At 43.0% G+C, this 20931-nt stretch carries 20 protein-coding genes and 1 pseudogene; 19 read left to right on the top strand and 2 right to left on the bottom strand.

Going from position 1 to position 20931, the window contains the following annotated elements:
- Nucleotides 1-220: 220 nt before the first annotated feature.
- From ADF62_RS02055 to ADF62_RS01970, 18 genes are all read left to right on the top strand, one after another.
- Nucleotides 221-2569: a cation-translocating P-type ATPase gene (locus ADF62_RS02055; protein WP_048787957.1), complete on the top strand. Its 2349-nt coding sequence runs from the start codon at nucleotides 221-223 to the stop codon at nucleotides 2567-2569.
- A gap of 93 nt (nucleotides 2570-2662) precedes the next feature.
- Nucleotides 2663-3013, top strand: coding sequence for a PBECR2 nuclease fold domain-containing protein (locus ADF62_RS02050; RefSeq protein WP_003096357.1), 351 nt, complete (start codon nucleotides 2663-2665; stop codon nucleotides 3011-3013).
- Nucleotides 3014-3606: 593 nt separating this feature from the next.
- On the top strand, nucleotides 3607-3831 hold the full coding sequence (locus tag ADF62_RS02045; RefSeq protein WP_048787958.1) for a chorismate mutase: 225 nt from the start codon (nucleotides 3607-3609) through the stop codon (nucleotides 3829-3831).
- A 133-nt stretch (nucleotides 3832-3964) separates the two neighbouring features.
- Complete coding sequence (gene trpE / locus ADF62_RS02040) at nucleotides 3965-5320, top strand: anthranilate synthase component I (protein WP_048787956.1); 1356 nt, start codon at nucleotides 3965-3967, stop codon at nucleotides 5318-5320.
- The gene (locus ADF62_RS02035; protein WP_048787955.1) at nucleotides 5317-5883 is read left to right on the top strand and encodes an aminodeoxychorismate/anthranilate synthase component II; all 567 of its coding nucleotides are present in this window, start codon (nucleotides 5317-5319) and stop codon (nucleotides 5881-5883) included. The genes trpE and ADF62_RS02035 overlap by 4 nt, the downstream gene beginning before the upstream one ends.
- Before the next feature lie 90 nt (nucleotides 5884-5973).
- Complete coding sequence (gene trpD, locus ADF62_RS02030; protein ID WP_048787954.1) at nucleotides 5974-6978, top strand: anthranilate phosphoribosyltransferase; 1005 nt, start codon at nucleotides 5974-5976, stop codon at nucleotides 6976-6978.
- On the top strand, nucleotides 6975-7742 hold the full coding sequence (gene trpC, locus ADF62_RS02025) for an indole-3-glycerol phosphate synthase TrpC (protein ID WP_048787953.1): 768 nt from the start codon (nucleotides 6975-6977) through the stop codon (nucleotides 7740-7742). The genes trpD and trpC overlap by 4 nt, the downstream gene beginning before the upstream one ends.
- Nucleotides 7729-8310: a phosphoribosylanthranilate isomerase gene (locus ADF62_RS02020; protein WP_003093795.1), complete on the top strand. Its 582-nt coding sequence runs from the start codon at nucleotides 7729-7731 to the stop codon at nucleotides 8308-8310. Before trpC ends, ADF62_RS02020 begins: the two co-directional genes overlap by 14 nt.
- A complete protein-coding gene (gene trpB, locus ADF62_RS02015; protein WP_048787952.1) occupies nucleotides 8307-9515 on the top strand; it encodes a tryptophan synthase subunit beta in 1209 nt (402 codons plus the stop codon). The genes ADF62_RS02020 and trpB overlap by 4 nt, the downstream gene beginning before the upstream one ends.
- 3 nt (nucleotides 9516-9518) lie before the next feature.
- On the top strand, nucleotides 9519-10301 hold the full coding sequence (gene trpA, locus ADF62_RS02010; protein WP_048787951.1) for a tryptophan synthase subunit alpha: 783 nt from the start codon (nucleotides 9519-9521) through the stop codon (nucleotides 10299-10301).
- Between the two features lie 143 nt (nucleotides 10302-10444).
- Nucleotides 10445-10876: a CopY/TcrY family copper transport repressor gene (locus ADF62_RS02005; RefSeq protein ID WP_048787950.1), complete on the top strand. Its 432-nt coding sequence runs from the start codon at nucleotides 10445-10447 to the stop codon at nucleotides 10874-10876.
- 3 nt (nucleotides 10877-10879) lie between these two features.
- The gene (locus ADF62_RS02000) at nucleotides 10880-13108 is read left to right on the top strand and encodes a heavy metal translocating P-type ATPase (RefSeq protein WP_048787949.1); all 2229 of its coding nucleotides are present in this window, start codon (nucleotides 10880-10882) and stop codon (nucleotides 13106-13108) included.
- Nucleotides 13109-13181: 73 nt separating this feature from the next.
- Nucleotides 13182-13385: a copper chaperone CopZ gene (gene copZ, locus ADF62_RS01995; protein ID WP_002891592.1), complete on the top strand. Its 204-nt coding sequence runs from the start codon at nucleotides 13182-13184 to the stop codon at nucleotides 13383-13385.
- A gap of 138 nt (nucleotides 13386-13523) precedes the next feature.
- The gene (locus ADF62_RS01990) at nucleotides 13524-14570 is read left to right on the top strand and encodes a D-alanine--D-alanine ligase (RefSeq protein WP_048787948.1); all 1047 of its coding nucleotides are present in this window, start codon (nucleotides 13524-13526) and stop codon (nucleotides 14568-14570) included.
- A 323-nt stretch (nucleotides 14571-14893) separates the two neighbouring features.
- Complete coding sequence (locus ADF62_RS01985; protein ID WP_048787947.1) at nucleotides 14894-15574, top strand: amino acid ABC transporter permease; 681 nt, start codon at nucleotides 14894-14896, stop codon at nucleotides 15572-15574.
- Nucleotides 15534-16211, top strand: a complete 678-nt coding sequence (locus ADF62_RS01980; RefSeq protein WP_048787946.1) for an amino acid ABC transporter permease — start codon at nucleotides 15534-15536, stop codon at nucleotides 16209-16211. Before ADF62_RS01985 ends, ADF62_RS01980 begins: the two co-directional genes overlap by 41 nt.
- Nucleotide 16212: 1 nt before the next feature.
- On the top strand, nucleotides 16213-16971 hold the full coding sequence (locus ADF62_RS01975) for an amino acid ABC transporter ATP-binding protein (protein WP_048787945.1): 759 nt from the start codon (nucleotides 16213-16215) through the stop codon (nucleotides 16969-16971).
- A 42-nt stretch (nucleotides 16972-17013) separates the two neighbouring features.
- A complete protein-coding gene (locus tag ADF62_RS01970; RefSeq protein ID WP_048787944.1) occupies nucleotides 17014-17868 on the top strand; it encodes a cysteine ABC transporter substrate-binding protein in 855 nt (284 codons plus the stop codon).
- A gap of 95 nt (nucleotides 17869-17963) precedes the next feature.
- On the opposite strand, the gene ADF62_RS01965 is transcribed toward ADF62_RS01970, so the two are convergent.
- Nucleotides 17964-18653 carry a hypothetical protein gene (locus tag ADF62_RS01965; RefSeq protein WP_048787943.1) on the bottom strand — a complete coding sequence of 230 codons (690 nt, stop codon included), beginning with the start codon at nucleotides 18651-18653 and terminating at the stop codon, nucleotides 17964-17966.
- Nucleotides 18622-19318, bottom strand: a pseudogene (locus ADF62_RS01960) (hypothetical protein). The gene ADF62_RS01965 and the pseudogene ADF62_RS01960 overlap by 32 nt, the downstream one beginning before the upstream one ends.
- A 143-nt stretch (nucleotides 19319-19461) precedes the next feature.
- On the opposite strand from ADF62_RS01960, the gene ADF62_RS01955 reads away from it, so the two are divergent.
- A complete protein-coding gene (locus tag ADF62_RS01955) occupies nucleotides 19462-20835 on the top strand; it encodes a UDP-N-acetylmuramoyl-tripeptide--D-alanyl-D-alanine ligase (protein ID WP_048787942.1) in 1374 nt (457 codons plus the stop codon).
- Nucleotides 20836-20931: the final 96 nt, after the last annotated feature.

The following is a 20931-nucleotide window of genomic DNA, read 5'->3' as shown; positions in this document are numbered from 1 at the left end:
CATTAATCAATCTTCAGTGGTTGTTTAATTTAATTTATCAAAGTAGGTTTAATTAGAGAAAAAGATAGCATAGAAGTGTTTTGTAGGGACTCCTGCCTTTGTTATTTGAAAGTAGCTTAATTTGATAAAACAAGGTGGGGATAGCGGTTCGATATAGTAGGTCTATTTCCTTGTTACTCATGACGGCTAACCTTTGAAAACACCTCATTTTTATGCTACTATGAAAGTTATGAAAAAACAGTTACAAGGCTTGACGCAGGTGGAGGTCAAGCGGCGGATAGATGCCGGTAAAACAAATCATTTTAAAGCAAAAACTGGCTCCAGCAATTGGGAGATTTTTAGGCGTAATGTCTTTAACTCCTTTAATGTGCTCAATTTTGCAATCTTTGTGGCTTTGATTGCTGTTCAGGCTTGGTCTAATCTTTTTTTCTTTGGGATTATTGTGCTTAATGCTTTTACGGGGATGATGACGGAGTTGCGTGCCCGTCGCATGATTGATAAGCTTAATCTCATGAATCAGGATCAGATTCGTGTGGTGCGTGATGGACAGCTTGTTTCTATCGATCCTAAGGATATTGTCTTGGATGATGTCATGCTCTTGTCTGCGGGTGAGCAGGTGCCCAGTGATGCCGTGGTTATTGATGGGATGGCTGAGCTTAACGAGGCTATGCTGACTGGTGAGAGTGATCACATTCTAAAGAAAGATGGGAAGGAGCTACTCTCGGGTTCTTATCTTGTGAGTGGTCAGGTCTATGCTAAGGTCATTAACGTAGCCGAGGACAATTACGCCAACAAGCTCATGTTAGAGGCCAAGACTCATAAGCCAATCGTGTCCCGTATCCTTTATAATATGGATAAGATTGCTAAGTTTACGGGAAAGATTGTTATACCATTTGGGCTTGCACTCTTTTTTGAAGCTTACATGATTAAGCAGCTTTCTCTTCAAGAGTCGGTCGTTACCAGTTCGACAGCCCTTCTGGGAATGTTGCCTAAGGGAATTGCTCTTTTGACCATTACATCACTTTTGACGGCTGTCATTAAGCTTGGGATGAAACACATCCTTGTGCAAGAGATGTACTCTGTTGAAACCTTGGCTCGTGTAGATGTGCTTTGTTTAGATAAGACAGGGACGATTACACAAGGAAAGATGACAGTTAAAGGACTGGAACTACTGTCAGAGCGTTTTACGAAAGAGGAGTTGGAGCGTTTGCTTGCGGCTTATATGCAACATAGCAAGGATAAAAACGCAACAGCTCAGGCTATTCGAAATGCTTTTGAGAGTCTGGAACATCATTATCAGGTAGGTGACGTTATTCCATTTTCAAGTGATCGTAAATGGGGTGCTGTGAGCGTTAATGGGCTTGGAACTCTCTTTTTGGGAGCACCTGAGATGCTTCTTAAGGAAAATCCCAAAGCAGTCGATCAGGCTCAGGCACGAGGGTCTCGTGTTTTGATTTTGGCTTGGAGTCAGTCAGGTGTTGATACAGAGACCATGATTTTGCCGAATGACGTCGAGGCTTTGACTTTACTTGAAATTGCCGATCCTATTCGTGAGGATGCTGCAGAAACTCTGGAATACCTGCGTTCAGAAGATGTGACGCTTAAGATTATTTCTGGTGACAATCCAGTGACGGTTTCTCATATTGCTCATCAAGCTGGTTTTGCCGACTATCAAAGCTATATTGACTGTTGTAAGGTCAGCGATGAGGAGTTGGAGGCTTTGGCTGAGGATACTGCGATTTTTGGTCGTGTATCTCCGCACCAGAAAAAGTTGTTAATCCAAACCCTTAATGCCAATGGGCATACGACAGCTATGACTGGTGATGGTGTCAATGATATCTTGGCACTGCGTGAAGCGGATTGTTCGATTGTTATGGCAGAGGGAGATCCTGCAACACGTCAGATTGCCAACTTAGTGCTTATGGATTCTGAGTTTAAGGACATTCCTGAAATTCTATTTGAGGGACGCCGTGTGGTTAATAATATTGCCCACATTGCACCGATTTTCCTTATTAAAACTGTTTATTCCTTCCTTTTGGGGCTTATCTGTATTGCCAGTATTGTTTTTGGTAAGGCAGAGTACCTCTTGGTCTTCCCTTTTATTCAAGTTCAGATGACTTTGGCGGGTCAATTTATCGAAGGTTTTCCACCATTTATTCTAACCTTCGAACGTAATATTCGTCCTGTTGAGAAACATTTCCTCAGACGTTCGCTCCAGTTGTCTATTCCTAATGCCTTGATGCTGGTTATCAGTGTTCTTATTTTCCATCTGTCTCAGGTCTATCTTGGCATGAGCAATACGGACATGCTGACGCTGTCTTATTATATGATGGGATCAACGGGTGTTCTTGCCGTTATTCGTGCTTGTATCCCGTTGAATAAGGGGCGCGTGGCCTTGATTATCTACTCAGTCTTTGGCTTCCTAATCAGCTCCTACTATCTTCGAGATGTGATTGCAATCTCAACACTTAATAGCTACACTTTGCCAATTTATCTGGTCGCAATGGCTATCTGTACACCGCTTTTCTTCTGGATTAGCTATAAACAAGGTGCTTTCCAAAAAGCATAAAGCAAAACTCGGGCTTGGTAACAGGCTTGAGTTGTTTGATAGCTGAACATTAGGAAAATCCTTGATGGGCATTAGGTATGGTACAATAGAGGCATGAAAATAGTAGGGCACTTGACGCCAAAAGTCATTAAAGCTTTTGATTTGGACTACAATCCTGGTGAAGACATCACGCTGTCTGCACAACGTAAGAAGCATATGGAAAAACATCGCCAGGAATTCAGTGATTTTGATGCCACCTATGAACGTATTCCAGAGATTATTGCTCATCCGGACTATATCGGTCGCCATCCTAATGGCCAGTCCTTGGAATACATCAAACGTATTGATGGTAATGTTTTGGTAGCGGTCAGATTATGTGATAAACTTAATGTCCGTACCATGTTTGTGATTAAAGATTCTAAGCTGAAAAACTATATAAATGCTGGTAGAGTGAAGAAAATGTGATATAATATGGGTAAGGAATAACAACGAGGGCGGAAGAGGCAGCCGCCGCACCTTCGGGTCTGAAAGAGATGCAGGATTGTCCCCCTGCCGTTGTTTATCAAACAAAGAAAGTCCCTTTGGGGATTTTTTTATTTTGTATAGCTTAGGGACAAGGCTATCTCACTCTCTGTATTAGCTATAGACGAATCTTATGGGATAGGAATTGTCAAAATTAACAGAAAATTCTTGACATCCCTCTAAAAAAGAGTACAATAGTTATTAAATCAGAAAGTAACTGGTCTTAGATTTTCAGGGAGCCTGCGGTGATTGTGAGTAGGTAATCGAGATGAGCGAACATTGGGCTGATTGGATGATAATGAGAAGGTAACACATATTCTTCTCGGTTGGCACCCCTTACCGTGCAACTCCTTGTTGGAGGAGATAGAGATGATGGTCGTTTTTTGAGACTGTTAACTGAGGTGGTACCGTGTTAAACTAGATTTAATGCCCTCACAGAGTTTTTCTCTGTGAGGTTTTTTGTTTACTTTTATCTTTAAAGGTCTCTTTACCTAAAAGAAGTGTCATTTTATTGTTTAATGAAAGCTTGGGTATTTATGGCTGCATTAAGCAATGTTCGAAGAGTTATTGATGATATTGATAGAGAGTTAATTCGACTCCTGGCCCAACGTCAAAGACTTGTGGAAAAGGCAGGGCGGCTTAAGCCCAAGGGAGACAAGGCTACTGTCCAGGCTAGTAATCGTGTTGCGCAAGTGATAGCTAACCGTCGTAAGCAAGCATTAGAGCTTGGCTTGTTACCAGATGTGGTTGAAAGTGTTTAGCGAAGCATGATTCAAGCCTTTATTGCTTTGGAAGATAAAGTTAACAAAGAACAATAGTGGTGCCGATACATCCTATAAAGGAGTCTTGCATCAGTCTTATTACTCTCGATAAACCAGTTTGAAAGGAAATACTATGAGAAAAATTTTACCAGCCGATACCTTAACACCAATCTTGGCTTATATGCGTGTTCAGGGGGAACACAAGGTTATCCTTGAATCTATTCCTCGTGAGAAGGAAAATGCACGTTTTTCTATTGTTGCCTACAATCCGGTCTTTGAAGTAACCTTCAAGGATGGTGTTCTTTATGAAAATGGTAAGGCGATTGATCAGGATCCTTTCGAATACTTGGACCAAGTAACAGTCAAGGGCATCAAGTCTGACCTACCTTTCGCAGGTGGTGCTATCGGGTTTGCAGGTTATGACATGATTGGTCTCTATGAAAATATCGGGGAAATTCCTGAAGACACGATTGGGACACCTGATATGCATTTCTTCATCTATGAGTCTTATTTGATTTTTGACCACAAGAAGGAAAAGGTTTATGTGGTTGAGGACAATATCTACTCTGGTCGTGACAACGATGCGGTGCGTCAGGCTCTTGGTCAGGTGGTAATGGACCTCCAGAATCAGGCGCCAAACGAGTTTACACCTCAAGCCTTACAAGCCTTGCAATTTTCGAATCATATCGAAAAAGAAGTCTTCATGGACATGGTGGCTAAGGCTAAGAAACTCATTCGTGAGGGAGATATGTTCCAATGTGTGCTTAGTCAACGCTTTTCAGCGGACTTTGAGGGAGATCCTTTGGATTACTACCGTAACTTGCGCGTGACCAACCCATCAAACTACCTTTATTTCTATGATTTTGGAGATTATCAGGTGATTGGTGCTAGCCCAGAGAGCTTGGTTTCAGTGAAAAATGGAGAGGTGGTAACCAATCCGATTGCTGGAACTCGCCCTCGTGGTGCCAATGAGGCTGAAGACGCTGCTCTAGCGGATGAACTCTCACATGATGTCAAAGAAACTGCGGAACACCGTATGTTGGTTGACTTGGGACGTAATGATATTGGTAAGATTGCTAAAAATGGTACGGTCAAGGTGACCAAGTATATGGAGGTTGAGTATTTCCGCTATGTCATGCATCTTACCAGTGTGGTCAAAGGGCACCTCTTGCCTGAGTTGACAGCCCTTGATGCTCTTAAATCAACTCTACCAGCTGGAACCGTGTCAGGAGCGCCTAAGATTCGTGCTATGCGTCGTATCTATGAGCTTGAACAGGAAAAACGTGGTATTTATGCGGGAGCTATTGGTTATCTGTCTGCGACAGGAGATATGGACTTTGCCATTGCTATCCGTACTATGATTCTCAAAAATCAAAAAGCCTATGTTCAGGCAGGTGCAGGTGTTGTCTATGACAGTGTTCCTGAAAATGAATTTTACGAAACGATTAACAAGGCGAAAGCTATGACAAGAATAGGAGATGCCCAATGATTTTATTAGTTGATAACTATGATTCTTTTACCTATAATTTGGCACAATACCTAGGGACATTTACAGAGGTAAAGGTCTTGCGTAACGATGATGAGAAGCTCTATGAAGAGGCGGAAAAAGCTGACGGGCTGGTCTTTTCACCGGGTCCAGGTTGGCCAGCTGATGCGGGTAAAATGGAAGCCTTGATAAAGGATTTCGCTGGTAAAAAACCGATGATGGGAATTTGCTTGGGGCACCAGGCTATTGCGGAAACTTTTGGTGGTAAACTTGGCTTGGCTAAGAATGTCATGCATGGCAAACAAAGCAATATTACTTTTGAAACGCCATCGCCAATTTTCAAGGATATCAGCAATGATGTCCCAATCATGCGTTACCACTCCATCGTTGTTGACCAAATGCCAGAAGGCTTTGATGTGACAGCTATCACAACTGATGACCAAGAAATCATGGCTATCCAGCATAAGGAGCTACCAATTTACGGTTTGCAATATCACCCAGAGAGCATCGGAAGTCCAGATGGGCTCAAAATGGTTGAAAATTTTGTGAAAATCGTTGCAGGCTAGTTAGAGAGTCTGTTGACTAGATTGGTCTACGCTCAAAACATCTCCTCGTGCATCCGAAAACATTGAACCGTTTTTAAAAGGAAAACAGATATGAAAGAAATATTCCTACAAATCTCAAACCGACAAGACTTGTCTCAAGACCAAGTCCAAGCAGTCTTTGACCGCATTCTCAAAAATGAAGTCTCAGAAAGCCAAATCGCTGCCTTCCTTATGGGGCTTAAAACTAAGGGAGAAACAGCAGATGAAATCACAGGTATTGTGCGTGCCCTCAAATCACATGCGACGGTCTTGCCTGAGACCTTCACAGATGCTATGTGTAACTGTGGAACTGGTGGGGACCAGTCTTATAGCTTTAACATTTCAACAACGGTTTGCTTTGTCTTAGCAGCAGGTGGAATTCGTATGGCCAAGGCTGGGAACCGTTCGATTTCCTCTAAATCTGGTTCAGCAGATGTTCTTGAAGCTCTTGGAATCAACGTTTCGGCATCACCAGAAACCCTATCTAAAGCACTTGACGAGGTTGGTTTGGCCTTTATCTTTGCCCAAACCATGCATCCAGCTATGCGTTTTATTGGTCCAGCCCGCCAAGCTCTTGGGATTCCAACGATTATGAACTTGGTTGGGCCACTGGCTAATCCACTTGACCTTGAGACACAACTCATGGGCCTCTATCGTGTGGAATTACAAGAAATTGTTGCTAATGCTATTCAACAGTTGGGACGTAAACGTGCGGTTATTATCACAGGTCCTGACAATATGGACGAAGCTGCCCTCTATGGCACTAACACCTACACCCTTTTGGAAGATGGTCACATCAGCCAGCACACTTTCACTTATGAAGATTTGGGGATGGAAAAGGTTGAGTTGTCTGACATCACAGGTGGCGATGCCAAGGAAAATGCAGAGATTCTCCTTAGTGTCTTGAAAAACGAAGCTAGTCCTTATCTTGAAACAACAGTGCTTAATGCAGGTCTTGGTTTCTTTGCCAATGGTAAGGTTTCGACCATTAAAGAAGGCGTTGAGCTTGCTCGTCAATTGATTGCGGATGGCTCAGCCCTAGAGAAACTTCGCCAACTCCAAGAGGTACAAGTATGAGTAAAGCCTTTCTCCCAACAATCTTAGAACAAAAAGAAAAAGAAGTGGCTCAGTTGGTCATGGAGGACTTGCAGCCCTTACGTCAGACCTATCGTCTTTATGATTTTCTCAAGTCAAATCAAAACAAGCTGCAAATTATTTCTGAAGTGAAAAAAGCTAGTCCAAGTATGGGTGATATTAACTTAGATGTGGATATTGTGGCTCAGGCCAAGACCTATGAGGAAAATGGGGCAGCTATGATTTCTGTTTTGACTGATGAGGTCTTCTTCAAGGGTGATATTTCCTACTTAAAAGAAATTTCGTCACAGGTGGCTATTCCAACCTTGGCTAAGGATTTCATTATTGATGAGAAACAGATTGTGCGTAGTCGTAATGCGGGTGCAACAGTCATTCTCTTGATTGTAGCGGCCTTGCCAGAGGATCGTCTCAAGGAGCTCTATGATTTTGCGACTAGCCTTGGCTTGGAAGTCTTGGTTGAAACGCATAATCTACCAGAATTGGAAGTGGCTCATCGTATTAGTGCTGAGATTATCGGTGTTAACAACCGTAATTTGGTCACTTTTGAGACAGATATCAATACCAGTCTTGAGTTATCAACGCATTTCAAGGACAAGCCTGTTTATATTTCTGAGTCAGCTATTTTCACAGGTCAGGATGCTGCCCTTGTTGCCCCATATTTTAATGGGATTTTGGTAGGAACTGCCCTTATGACGGCTGACAACGTGGCTGAGAAGGTCAAGGAGTTGCAAATTGACAAAGGTTAAAATTTGTGGACTATCGACACCAGAAGCGGTAGCAACTGCAGTTGAAGCAGGTGCTGACTACATTGGCTTTGTGTTCGCCAAAAGCAAGCGTCAAGTGAGTCTTGAACAAGCTCACAAGCTAGCTAAAGGAGTGACAGGCCAGACAAAAATCATCGGTGTCTTTGTTGCACCAAGCCTTGAGGAACTGGAAGAAGCGATTAGTCAAGTTCCCTTAGATATCGTTCAGATTCATGGAACTTTTGATGAAGCTCTGATTCCAGAGATATCAGTACCAGTTATTCGAGCTATTCAGATTTCGGATAGTGATTCTCAAGTCAAGAGCCAGGCGGATTATCTTCTCTTTGATGCTCCCATTGCTGGCAGTGGTCAGACCTTTGACTGGCAACTCTTGGCGGACAAACAGATTGAACAGGATTATTTCATCGCTGGTGGTTTGACTGTGGACAATGTGGCAGAGGCCAAGGAGACTTTCCACCCCTATGCCTTAGATGTGTCCTCGGGTGTCGAGACAGATGGTCACAAAGATTTAGATAAGATTAAAGCATTTATAGAAAGAGTGAAAGCATGACATATCAACAACCTGATGCAAAAGGATTTTATGGAAAATTCGGTGGTCAGTTCGTTCCAGAAACGCTGATGACAGCCGTTATTGAATTGGACAAGGCCTATCGTGAAGCCAAGGAAGATCCAAGTTTCCAAGCGGAATTGGATGATCTCCTCAAAAACTATGTGGGCCGTGAGACGCCTCTTTACCACGCCAAACGATTGACTGATCATATTGGTGGGGCACAAATTTACCTTAAACGTGAGGACCTTAACCACACAGGTGCCCATAAGATTAACAATGCCCTTGGTCAAGTTTTGCTTGCCAAACGTATGGGCAAGAAGAAAATCATCGCCGAAACTGGTGCAGGTCAACACGGTGTTGCAACAGCGACAGCTGCAGCTCTTTTTGACATGGACTGTACGATCTATATGGGTGAGGAAGATGTTAAACGTCAGGCGCTTAACGTTTTCCGTATGGAGTTGCTTGGTGCCAAGGTATTTAGCGTCACAGATGGTTCGCGCGTGCTTAAGGACGCTGTAAATGCTGCTCTTCGTGCTTGGGTAGCAGGTATCGAGGATACTCACTACATCATGGGATCTGCCCTTGGTCCTGCACCATTCCCAGAAATTGTTCGTGACTTCCAATCTGTCATCGGTCGTGAATCCAAACGCCAATATGCAGAGATTTCTGGCGGTAAATTGCCTGATGCTGTAATGGCTTGTATCGGTGGTGGTTCAAATGCTATCGGTATGTTCTACCCATTTGTCAATGACGAGTCAGTGGCTATGTATGGTGCTGAGGCTTCTGGTTTGGGACTTGATACCGATAAACACGCTGCAACCTTTGCCAAAGGTCGTCCAGGTATTCTACACGGAGCGCTTATGGATGTCCTCCAAGATGCTCATGGTCAAATCATGGAAGCCTTCTCTATCTCAGCTGGTCTGGACTACCCAGGGGTTGGCCCTGAGCACTGTTATTTCAACGAAATTGGACGTGCGACTTACGATTCTATCACAGATGAAGAAGCTCTCGAAGGCTTCAAACTTCTATCACGTTTGGAAGGTATTATCCCAGCCCTTGAGTCTAGCCATGCCATTGCGCTTGCACAAAAAGTGGCATCTAAGATGTCGCCAGACCAAAGTCTCATCGTCTGCCTCTCAGGTCGTGGGGACAAGGACGTGATGCAGGTTAAAGAACGTTTCGAAGCTGAAGCAGAAGGGAAATAAACCATGACAAAAACACTAACAAAACACCTACAAGCTATCAAAGACAGTAAACACGGCATTTTTGTACCTTATATCATGGCTGGTGACCACGCTAAAGGTCTAGACGGACTCTTTGAGACTATTGCTCTCTTGGAAAATAGAGGTGTTTCAGCTATCGAGGTCGGTATTCCATGGTCTGACCCAGTGGCTGATGGCCCCGTTATTGAACTGGCAGGACAACGTAGTTTAGCTAAAGGTGTGACCTTAACGGCTATCATCAAGAAGCTTAAAGAACAAAAAACACAGGTGCCTTTGGTGATCATGACTTATATCAATCCAGTTTATCAATATGGTATTGAAGCCTTTGTTAAAGATTTAGCAGAAACTTCTGTCAAGGGGCTCATCATTCCTGATTTGCCAAATGAACATGCTGACTTTATCACACCATATTTGAAAGATAGTGATATTGCTCTTGTTCCTTTGGTAAGCTTGACGACAGGCCTTGACCGTCAGAAACGGTTGATTGATGGTGCAGAAGGTTTTATCTACGCAGTTGCCATCAATGGTGTCACTGGTAAGACTGGTAATTACCGTGATGACCTTGATAAGCACTTGTCTAACTTGACTTCCCATGCAGACATTCCAGTCCTCACAGGTTTCGGTGTGTCAACAGAGGAAGACATCAAACGTTTTAACGCTGTGTCAGACGGTGTTATCGTGGGATCAAAAATTGTCCGTGACCTTGACGACGGTAAGAAAGACGAAGTCGCTGAATTTGTTACATTCGGTTCACACTTTGAAAAATAGCAGATGATACTCTCCAGAAATGGGGAGTTTTTTTATCAAAAATAAATCTACAAATGTAGACAAAACTCTTGACGCCATTCTAGAATAGCGTTAAAATAAATCTACAAACGTAAACTAATAACAAGATTCAGAAAGGAGCTATCATGCTGACAATTTCATCTGCGGAATGGGAGGTCATGCGAGTGCTCTGGGCCAAGGGGCAGGCGACTTCTTCAGAGATTATAGCGATTCTAGCTAAGAAGCTAGACTGGTCGGCTTCGACAGTAAAGACCTTGCTTGGACGTTTGGCGGACAAGGGGTACCTAACTAGTCAGCGTCAAGGACGAGGGTTTATCTATCAAGCTAGCTTGGGGGAAGATGAGGCGAATTTTCAGGCTTTAGAAGCTGTTTTTGACAAGATTTGTTTGACCAAACATAGCGATTTGTTGGGTCAACTCATGGCAAAGACGCCGATGACCCAGGCCGATGTGGATAAGTTACAGGCCTTGCTTGCAGCAAAAGAACCTGTGGATCAGGTGGTTTGTGACTGTGTGCCTGGTCAATGCGCTTGTAGGCATCATATGGAGGTGAATTAGAAAATGGCAAAAGAAACTTTTGTGGTTAATGGGATGACCTGTGCGTCCTGTGTGGCCAATGTTGAAAATGCTGTTAATAAGTTGGATGGTGTGGACAAGGCTGTGGTTAATCTGACCACGGAAAAAATGTCTGTGGATTATGCTGGGGATAAGGTTAGTCCAGAAGCGATTGAAAAAGCTGTGGCTGACGCTGGTTATGAAGCAGAAGTTTACAATCCAGATACAGCTAAAAGTCAAGAAGAACGTGAAGAAGACAAGATTCACAAGGTGCGTGAGCGCCTCATTTGGTCATCTGTCTTCACCATTCCTCTCTTTTATCTAGCTATGGGGCCAATGGTCGGTCTACCTGTGCCAAACTTCTTGTCTCCTCACCATGCAGCCTTGACTTATGCCTTGGTGCTGCTAGTTTTGACAGTTCCAGTCATGTGGTTGGGTCGTTCCTTCTATAGCAATGGTTTTCGTACCTTGGCCAAGGGTCATCCTAACATGGATGCCTTGGTAGCCTTGGCAACATCGGCAGCCTTTCTTTATAGTCTCTATGGTACTTACCATATTTCATTGGGGCATGCCCATCACGCCCACCAGCTTTATTTCGAGTCAGTGGCTGTTATTTTGACCTTGATTACTCTAGGTAAGTATTTTGAAACCCTCTCTAAAGGTCGGACTTCAGATGCTATCAAGAAACTCATGCACTTGTCAGCCAAGGAGGCAACCGTCCTTAGAGATGGTAAAGAAGTCAAACTTCCTGTGGATAAGGTTGTTCTGGGTGACCATATTGTGGTCAAACCTGGGGAAAAGATAGCCGTGGATGGTCAGGTGATTTCTGGTAGCTCCGCGATTGATGAGAGTATGCTTACAGGGGAGTCACTCCCTATTGAAAAAACTGCTGGTAAGCCAGTTTTTGCAGGTTCTATTAATGGTCAAGGTAGCTTGATTTATGAGGCTGAAAAAATTGGTAAGGACACCTTGCTTTCCCAAATCATTAAATTGGTTGAGGATGCCCAACAAACCAAGGCACCGATTGCCAAGATTGCCGATCAAGTGTCAGCGGTCTTTGTTCCTGTTGTCATGGCTATCGCACTTGTTTCAGGTCTCTTTTGGTACTTTGTCATGGGACAAACCTTTACCTTCGCTATGACAGTAGCAGTTAGTGTCTTGGTTATTGCTTGTCCATGTGCTTTGGGTCTCGCGACACCGACAGCTATCATGGTTGGTACAGGCCTTGGTGCCGAACACGGTATTCTCTATAAGCGTGGGGATGTGCTTGAACTAGCTCACAAGGCTGATGTCCTCGTTTTTGACAAGACAGGAACTATTACTCAGGGTAAACCTCAGTTGGTTTCTAGCTATACCTATGGCAATAGTGGAGTAGCCTTGCAGCTTTTGGCATCCTTGGAAGCTAAGTCTGAACACCCATTAGGTCAAGCTATCCTTGTGGCAGCAGAAAATGCTAACTTGGACTTGTTAGAGATGGATAACTTTTCAAGTTTGACTGGACGAGGTCTTACTGCCAGCTATGCAGGCAAGACTTATTTAGCTGGGAATCAAACCCTTATGACAGAGGAAAAAGTCGACTTGACTTCAGCACAAGCTGATTTCCAAAACTTGACAGCTGATGGTCAAACACCGATTTTTCTAGCTGAAGATGGTAAGTTAATCGGACTCTTTGGTGTAGCCGATCAGGTTAAAGCAGATAGTGCAGATATGGTGGCGGCTCTTCATCAAATGGGCAAGGAAGTCATCATGTTGACTGGGGATAATGACCAAACAGCTCAAGCTATCGCTCAAAAGGTTGGCATTAAACGCGTTATCAGTCAAGTGCTTCCGCAAGAGAAATCTAGGGTGATTAGCGACCTTCAGATAGAAGGAAAGTCAGTCATCATGGTTGGTGATGGTATCAATGATACCCCAGCCCTTGCGACTGCCGATATCGGTATTGCTATGGGATCAGGAACAGATATTGCTATGGAAAGTGCTGATATGGTCCTTATGAAACCCAACCTCATGGATGTCGTTAAGGCTCTGAAAATTAGTCAGGTGACTATCACGACGATTAAAGAGAACCTCTTCTGGGCCTTTATCTACAATATTTTGTCTATCCCAGTAGCTATGGGTGTCCTCCACCTCTTTGGAGGCCCCCTCCTTGACCCAATGATAGCAGGACTTGCCATGAGCTTTAGCTCTGTCTCAGTCGTCCTCAATGCTCTGCGTCTCAAACGTCGCAAAGTCTAAGCGTCAGTTACTTATAATGACCACCACTTAAGGTGTGTATCAAAAAATAATTAAAGAAAAGGAAGAAAGAAAAATGACAAAAACATATAACATCACAGGAATGAAATGCCAAGGCTGTGTCAACACCGTTACCGAAAAACTCTCTGCTGTCAAAGGCGTAGACAAGGTTCAAGTTGACCTCGAAAACAAACAAGTCACTATCGAAGGTAAACCATGGAAGTGGTCTCTCAAACGTGCCCTCAAAGGCACTAAGTTTGAACTTGGTGACGAAATTTAAGACAGGATTGAAACAGCACTTAGGCTGTTTTTTTCTACCCATAATCTTTTTGAAAATCCCTTCCTTTTGTGATATGATTAAGATAATTATGTTCTCAAAACTGAGACTAGAAAATCAAGAAAAGAAAACGGTATACCTATGTCTAAACAAACCCTTATCCTTCTCTACGGTGGACGTTCAGCAGAACGTGAAGTGTCTGTGCTCTCAGCTGAGAGTGTTATGCGTGCGGTGGATTACAGCGCATTTGAGGTTAAAACCTACTTTATCACTCAATCTGGTGATTTTATCAAAACACAAGAATTTACAGAAACTCCAGGTGATGATGAGAAGCTCATGACTAATGACACAGTTGTGGCTAGTCAGGCTATCAAACCAAGCGATATTTATGAGGAAGGCGCTGTGGTATTCCCAGTTCTTCATGGTCCTATGGGTGAGGATGGATCTATCCAAGGTTTCCTCGAAACCCTCAAGTTGCCATACGTGGGTACTAATGTCTTGTCATCAAGTGTGGCTATGGACAAGATTATGACCAAGCATATTCTTGAAGTTGCAGGTGTCCCTCAGGTTGCCTATACAGTCTACATCGAGGGTGAAGATTTGGAAGCAGCAGTGGCAGAGACGCTTGAAAAATTGACCTTCCCAGTTTTCGTAAAACCAGCTAACATGGGGTCGTCTGTTGGGATTTCTAAGGCTGAAAATGAAGCAGAGCTTCGTGCAGCGATTGATTTGGCCCTCAAATATGATAGCCGTATCTTGATTGAGCAAGGTGTGGTTGCCCGTGAGATCGAAGTTGGTATCCTTGGCAATACGACTGTCAAAACAACTGATCCAGGTGAAGTGGTCAAAGACGTGGCTTTCTATGATTACCAAGCCAAGTACATCGACAATAAGATTACCATGGATATTCCAGCTCACGTTCCTGCAGAAGTCATGGCGCAAATGCGTGCCTATGCGGCCAAGGCCTTCCGTGCCCTAGGTGGTTGCGGTCTTGCCCGCTGTGATTTCTTCCTGACAGAGGATGGAGCCATTTATCTTAACGAGCTCAATACAATGCCAGGTTTCACTCAATGGTCAATGTACCCACTACTTTGGGAAAATATGGGACTTTCTTACTCAGATCTTATCAAGGAATTGGTAGCCTTGGGACAAGAAATGTTCGACAAACGTGAAAGCCATTTGATTTAAGCACTATGATTTAGATGACAGACATCTTAGTCTTGGAGAAATCTCTGAGACTGAGGTGTTTTTTTCTTTACAGAAATCTAGATTTTATTTATATCTTTTCTTTATCACGCTGATAAAAAATACATATTATCCAAATAATCTAACAGATGGTAGAATAAATCTAACGTTTCAAATGAAATAAAGCAATTCGTTCGTTTTTGATGACGATTTGCGTATCGCAATGATTATCAGAGGCGAGTGAAGTCAAAGGGCTAGAAGTAGATGGCAGTGAATGCTCACGGAATTCTATACGCCTTTTGTATCTTGTTTTGAGGAGGTAGGTTTTGGACTGGTCCATTGTTCAACAGTATTTGCCCTTTTATCAGAAGGCATTCTTTTTAACTTTACATATTGCCGTTCTGGGGATTTTTGGTTCCTTCCTTTTGGGCCTGGTGGTGAGTGTTATTCGTCATTACCGAGTACCGGTTTTGAGTCAGCTTTCGACGGCTTATATTGAGCTATCTCGTAATACGCCGCTCTTGATTCAACTCTTCTTTCTCTACTTTGGTTTGCCTCGTATAGGTTTGGTTTTATCATCAGAGGCTTGTGCTGTGGTGGGTTTGATTTTCTTGGGTGGTTCTTATATGGCGGAGTCCTTCCGAAGTGGTCTAGAGGCCGTTAGTCAGACCCAGCATGAAGTGGGCCTGTCTATAGGCTTGACGCCATTTCAAGTCTTTCGCTATGTGGTCCTTCCCCAGGCAGTGGCTGTGGCGTTGCCGTCATTCAGTGCTAACGTCATTTTCCTTATTAAGGAAACATCAGTATTCTCAGCGGTAGCCTTGGCGGATTTGATGTATGTTGCCAAAGATTTGATTGGTCTTTACTACGAAACCGATGTGGCTCTAGGCATGTTGGTGGTGACTTATCTCTTAATGTTGCTGCCGATTTCTCTAGTCTTTAGTTGGATTGAAAGGAGGTTACGCTATGCAGGATTCGGGCTTTCAGGTTCTTCTTCAGGGGAATAATTTCCTACGTATCTTACAAGGTTTAGGCGTAACTATTGGAATTTCCATCGTTTCGGTGCTTCTTTCCCTTTTACTAGGGACCCTTTTTGGGATTGTCATGACTTCGAAGTCTAAGATTGTTCGGCTGTTGTCACGTATTTATCTGGAATTTATCCGAATCATGCCTCAACTAGTCTTGCTCTTTATAGTCTACTTTGGTCTGGCTAGGAACTTTAACATCAATATCTCAGGCGAGTTATCGGCTATTATCGTCTTTACCCTTTGGGGAACGGCTGAGATGGGTGATTTGGTGCGTGGGTCAATCACGTCACTACCTAGACATCAGTTTGAGAGTGGAAGGACCCTTGGTCTAACCAATGGCCAACTCTATACCTATGTGATTATTCCACAAGTCTTGCGTCGCTTGTTGCCTCAGGCTATTAACCTGGTGACACGTATGATTAAAACTACGTCCTTGGTGGTTTTGATTGGCGTAGTTGAGGTGACCAAGGTTGGTCAGCAGATTATTGACAGTAATCGCCTGACTATTCCAACAGCTTCTTTCTGGATTTATGGCACGATTTTGATTCTTTATTTTGCTATTTGTTACCCAGTATCTAAGCTGTCTACTTATCTTGAAAATCGTTGGAGGAATTAAGATGACAGAAAGCATTTTACAAATCAAGGATTTGAAAAAGTCCTTTGGGGACAATGAGATTCTCAAAGGCATCTCCTTGAATGTTAAACAAGGTGAAGTCGTTGTTATCCTGGGTTCCTCAGGCTGTGGGAAATCGACCTTGCTACGTTGCATCAATGGCTTGGAGACTATTCAAGGAGGGGATATTCTCCTAGATGGCAAGTCTATCACTGGTAGCAAGAAGGATTTTCATCTGATTCGTCAGAAAATCGGAATGGTCTTTCAAAGTTATGACCTCTTTCCACACTTGGACATCCTGCAAAATCTGATTTTGGGGCCAGTCAAAGCTCAAGGGCGTAACAAGGAAGAAGTCATTGCGGAGGCTGAGAAACTTTTGGACCGTGTGGGGCTTCTTGACAAGAAGCATAGCTTCGCACGACAACTGTCAGGTGGTCAAAAGCAGCGTGTGGCAATTGTCCGTTCCCTGCTTATGCATCCTGAAGTTATCCTCTTTGACGAAGTGACGGCTTCGCTTGACCCTGAGATGGTTCGTGAGGTTCTGGAATTGATTAACGACCTCGCTCAAGAAGGCCGTACCATGTTGATTGTCACCCATGAGCTTCAGTTTGCGCGTGCCATCGCTGACCGTATTATCTTTATGGATAAGGGAGTCATCGCTGAGGAAGGTACTGCTGAAGAATTCTTCAATCATCCAAAGACACAACGGGCTCAAGAGTTCCTCAATGTCTTTGACTTCAGCCAGTTTGGTGCCTATTTGTAACCCATTGTTTTTAGTGAAAATAAATTATTTTAGGAGATATTTATGAAATTAACAAAGAAAATTTTTGCCCTATTAGCCCTCGTCTTTGCCTTGGTGGCAGTGACTGCTTGCTCAAGTAACAGTAGCTCTGGTAAATCAACAGCCAAAGCACGTACGATCGAAGAAATTAAGAAGAGTGGTGAACTCCGTATCGCCGTTTTTGCGGACAAGAAACCTTTCGGTTATGTAGATAACAAGGGTGCTTACCAAGGTTACGATATTGAACTTGGTAACCGTTTGGCCAAGGACTTGGGTGTTAAACCTAAATACGTCTCAGTAGATGCGGCTAACCGTGCCGAATTCTTGATTTCAAACAAGGTAGATATTACGCTTGCCAACTTCACAGTAACTGATGAACGTAAGAAACAAGTGGACTTCGCTCTTCCTTACATGAAAGTCTCAATCGGTGTGGTGTCACCTAAAGACAAGGTGATTAAGGACGTTAAAGAGCTTGAAGGTAAGACTTTGATTGTTACTAAGGGGACAACTGCTGAAACTTACTTTGAAAAGAACTACCCAAATATCAAATTACAAAAATATGACCAATATAGCGATGCTTACCAAGCCCTGCTAGATGGTCGTGGAGATGCCTTCTCAACTGATAATACAGAAGTTCTTGCTTGGGCTCTAGAAAATAAAGGTTACGAAGTTGGAATCACATCACTTGGTGACCCAGACACCATTGCCCCAGCCGTTCAAAAAGGTAACAAAGAACTCCTTGACTTTATCAATAAAGACATTAAGAAACTTGGCGAAGAGAATTTTTTCCACAAAGATTATGAAAAAACACTTCACCCAACTTACGGTGATACAGCAAATGCTGACGATCTCGTCGTTGAAGGTGGCGAAGTGAAATAAGACTAACTCCTCTCTAAGGGGAAGTCTTGCTTAAAAAGAATAAAACAAGTAAACCACCTCGTGGCTATCTAGGTTAACTAGAAGCAGGGGTGGTTTTACTTGTTTTTATAGTTTCTTTTAATCTTCCATTCAACGAAAAGGACATATATAAACAAGCCTCCAAACATTCCAAATACGATATAAGGTTTCAGACGATCAAGTAAGGTCTTTCGTTGACCATAGGGGGATTTTGAACCGTCTTTCCAGGTAATGCTTTTGTCTTCATCATCAATTCGTTTGTAGGATTCGCCATTATAGGTCAGATAATTGTCTTTACGAACATACATATTCAAATAGTTGTGGCCGTGCTTTGTGGGAAGGTCTGAAAATAGACTTTCCTCGGCATAAACTTCAATGTAGAGGGTCCCATCCTCTAAGCGTTTAATATCATCAACGCGTGCATTTTTGATGAGGACATTTCCATCTTGAACAATCTCCCAATTGCGCTTACCTGACTTGTAACCTCCTTCGTAGGATATAGCGAGCTGATGGCTTTCAGATTGCCAAAGGCCATAGATACTGTCTTTATAAACGTTATGATCAAAGAAAATAACATAGATAATGAATATAGGTAAGATGATTAGGAAACATCCCCCAAAAATGTTAGCTAAACGGTATGTAAATTTATCCCAACGTGCTCGACATCCAGTTTTGTGTTTCTGTTGTTTCCGATATGCTTTTTGTGAATGATACTTTCGGTTGAGTTTCTTTCGGTCAGCGTATTTTCTTTTTCTTTGGTGTCTCACTTAGCTTTTCTCTCCTCTTTTGCCGAGCCTCCTATCACGATAAGAAATGAACAAATACCCATAAGTATCAAATAGAAGGCTTCAAGAACTTCATCTATAGTGGTTTTCCGTTGACCATAAGGGCTGGTGGAACCATCTTTCCAAGTGATGGACCTGTTTCCGGAGTCTATTCGTTTGTAGGACTCACCATCATAGGTAAGATAATTGTTTTTACGAAGATAGAAATCCATATAGCTGAAACCATCCTTAGTGGGGAGGTCTGTCAGGTAACCTTCCACAGTGTAGAGCTCCATGTGAAGAGTTCCGTCATTAAGCCGCTTGACCGGGCGAGTTCTAGCAGCATAGATAATATCCTTACCATCCTGTACGACCTGCCAGTCGATATTTCCTCGTTTTCGAATATGCTTATAGGAAATCGCTAACTGATGATGATCAGACTGCCAGAGACCATAAATATTATCTTTGTTGACTGTATAATGATGGTAATAATAAAAACCACCATATAGCAGTGCTAGTATTAATAAGATGATCAATCCAGATGTTGGCTCTAGTAGAACTACCTTTCTCCAATTAAAGCGCCAGCTTTTAGGTTCTTCAATACTTTGGCAGTCACTTCTTCTGTCTTTCTCTTTGTTAGAGGGACTGATTGATTTTTTCTTTGTCATGCCTAATCCTTTCATCAACCATTGTAACAAATTCATCTCCCAAGCAAAAGCTGGCCTGATTTGTGATATAATTGGGAGTGATTGCAGGCAAGAAAATCTTACTTCTTGCCAGACTTGTAAAAAATATTATAGAGGATTTTAAGATGAAACTGACACTCCATGAAATTGCCAAGATTGTTGGCTCTAAAAATGATGTCGCTGCCTATGAAGATGTCGCCATAAACCAAATTGAGTTTGATAGCCGTAAAATTACAGCGGGTGACCTCTTTTTGCCACTAAAAGGTGCGCGTGATGGACATGATTTTATCCAAACAGCCTTTGAGAATGGTGCTCTAGCAACATTCACAGAAAAAGACCTGCCAGCTGATCAAGCTCACATCCTAGTTGATGATGCTCTTGAAGCCTTCCAAAAACTAGCTGCCTACTATCTTGAAAAGACCGGTGTTGACGTTATTGCGGTGACTGGTTCTAACGGTAAGACAACCACCAAGGACATGATTCATGATATCTTGGCCACAACCTATCGTACTTACAAAACCCAAGGCAATTACAACAATGAGATTGGTCTTCCTTATACAGCTCTTCACATGCCTGATGATACGGAGAAAATCGTCCTTGAGATGGGGCAAGACCACATGGGAGACATTCACCTCTTGTCAACCTTGGCGAAGCCAAAAACAGCTGTTGTTACCTTAATCGGAGAGGCTCATTTGGAATTCTTCGGTAGTCGTGACAAGATTGCTCAAGGTAAAATGCAAATGCAAGACGGTATGCCTGATGGTAGTCTCTTACTTGTACCAAGTGATCCAATCGTTGATCCTTTCTTGCCAAGCAATCTTGAAGTGGTACGCTTTGGGGATGGTGCAGAGCTTACAGTCTCTGAGTTGACAGAATTCAAGGACCATCTCACCTTTTCAACAAACTTCCTAGACGGACAAGTTACCTTGCCAGTCACTGGAAAATACAATGCTACAAATGCCATGGTTGCTGCCTATGTCGCCAAACACTTGGGTGTAACTGAGGAAAATATTCTCTCAGCTCTTGCTAACTTGCAGCTCACAAAAAACCGTACTGAATGGAAAAAAGCAGCCAATGGTGCTGATATTCTTTCCGACGTCTACAATGCTAATCCAACAGCCATGAAGCTCATTTTGGAAACCTTCTCAGCTATTCCTAAGAATGAAGGAGGCAAGAAAATCGCTGTCCTAGCTGATATGAAAGAACTTGGTGAACAGTCTGTTCAACTTCACACGCAGATGATTCTAAGCCTGACACCAGATGCTATTGATACGGTGATTTTCTACGGTGAAGACATTGCAGAATTGTCACAACTTGCCAGTCAAATGTTCCCGCTTGGTCATGTTTATTATTTTAAGAAAACAGCTGATGAAGACCAATTTGACGCTATGGTTAAGCACATCAAGGAAAGCCTAGGCGAGCACGATCAAATCTTGCTCAAGGGCTCTAACTCTATGAACCTAGCTAAGGTCGTGGAAGAACTCCAAGCTAAGAATTAAGTTATCTAACCTGCTCTCTGAAGCAGGTTTTTGATTATGTGACTTTAAGTCCGTTTCGCTCCGAAGGTGCGAAACAGATAAACCACCCGCTATGCG

The sequence above is a fragment of the Streptococcus sp. 1004_SSPC genome, assembly GCF_001069025.1.
In the GTDB taxonomy this organism is placed as follows: Bacteria; Bacillota; Bacilli; order Lactobacillales; family Streptococcaceae; genus Streptococcus; species Streptococcus vestibularis.
This window is presented reverse-complemented; position numbering and strand designations above follow the sequence as displayed.

What these genes read in the sequence shown, in the direction of transcription:
- ADF62_RS02055 (WP_048787957.1), top strand. Translation starts at nt 221, where the DNA reads ATGAAAGTTATGAAAAAACAGTTACAAGGCTTGACGCAGGTGGAGGTC.
- ADF62_RS02050 (WP_003096357.1), top strand. Translation starts at nt 2,663, where the DNA reads ATGAAAATAGTAGGGCACTTGACGCCAAAAGTCATTAAAGCTTTTGAT.
- ADF62_RS02045 (WP_048787958.1), top strand. Translation starts at nt 3,607, where the DNA reads ATGGCTGCATTAAGCAATGTTCGAAGAGTTATTGATGATATTGATAGA.
- trpE (WP_048787956.1), top strand. Translation starts at nt 3,965, where the DNA reads ATGAGAAAAATTTTACCAGCCGATACCTTAACACCAATCTTGGCTTAT.
- ADF62_RS02035 (WP_048787955.1), top strand. Translation starts at nt 5,317, where the DNA reads ATGATTTTATTAGTTGATAACTATGATTCTTTTACCTATAATTTGGCA.
- trpD (WP_048787954.1), top strand. Translation starts at nt 5,974, where the DNA reads ATGAAAGAAATATTCCTACAAATCTCAAACCGACAAGACTTGTCTCAA.
- trpC (WP_048787953.1), top strand. Translation starts at nt 6,975, where the DNA reads ATGAGTAAAGCCTTTCTCCCAACAATCTTAGAACAAAAAGAAAAAGAA.
- trpB (WP_048787952.1), top strand. Translation starts at nt 8,307, where the DNA reads ATGACATATCAACAACCTGATGCAAAAGGATTTTATGGAAAATTCGGT.
- trpA (WP_048787951.1), top strand. Translation starts at nt 9,519, where the DNA reads ATGACAAAAACACTAACAAAACACCTACAAGCTATCAAAGACAGTAAA.
- ADF62_RS02005 (WP_048787950.1), top strand. Translation starts at nt 10,445, where the DNA reads ATGCTGACAATTTCATCTGCGGAATGGGAGGTCATGCGAGTGCTCTGG.
- ADF62_RS02000 (WP_048787949.1), top strand. Translation starts at nt 10,880, where the DNA reads ATGGCAAAAGAAACTTTTGTGGTTAATGGGATGACCTGTGCGTCCTGT.
- copZ (WP_002891592.1), top strand. Translation starts at nt 13,182, where the DNA reads ATGACAAAAACATATAACATCACAGGAATGAAATGCCAAGGCTGTGTC.
- ADF62_RS01990 (WP_048787948.1), top strand. Translation starts at nt 13,524, where the DNA reads ATGTCTAAACAAACCCTTATCCTTCTCTACGGTGGACGTTCAGCAGAA.
- ADF62_RS01980 (WP_048787946.1), top strand. Translation starts at nt 15,534, where the DNA reads ATGCAGGATTCGGGCTTTCAGGTTCTTCTTCAGGGGAATAATTTCCTA.
- ADF62_RS01975 (WP_048787945.1), top strand. Translation starts at nt 16,213, where the DNA reads ATGACAGAAAGCATTTTACAAATCAAGGATTTGAAAAAGTCCTTTGGG.
- ADF62_RS01970 (WP_048787944.1), top strand. Translation starts at nt 17,014, where the DNA reads ATGAAATTAACAAAGAAAATTTTTGCCCTATTAGCCCTCGTCTTTGCC.
- ADF62_RS01955 (WP_048787942.1), top strand. Translation starts at nt 19,462, where the DNA reads ATGAAACTGACACTCCATGAAATTGCCAAGATTGTTGGCTCTAAAAAT.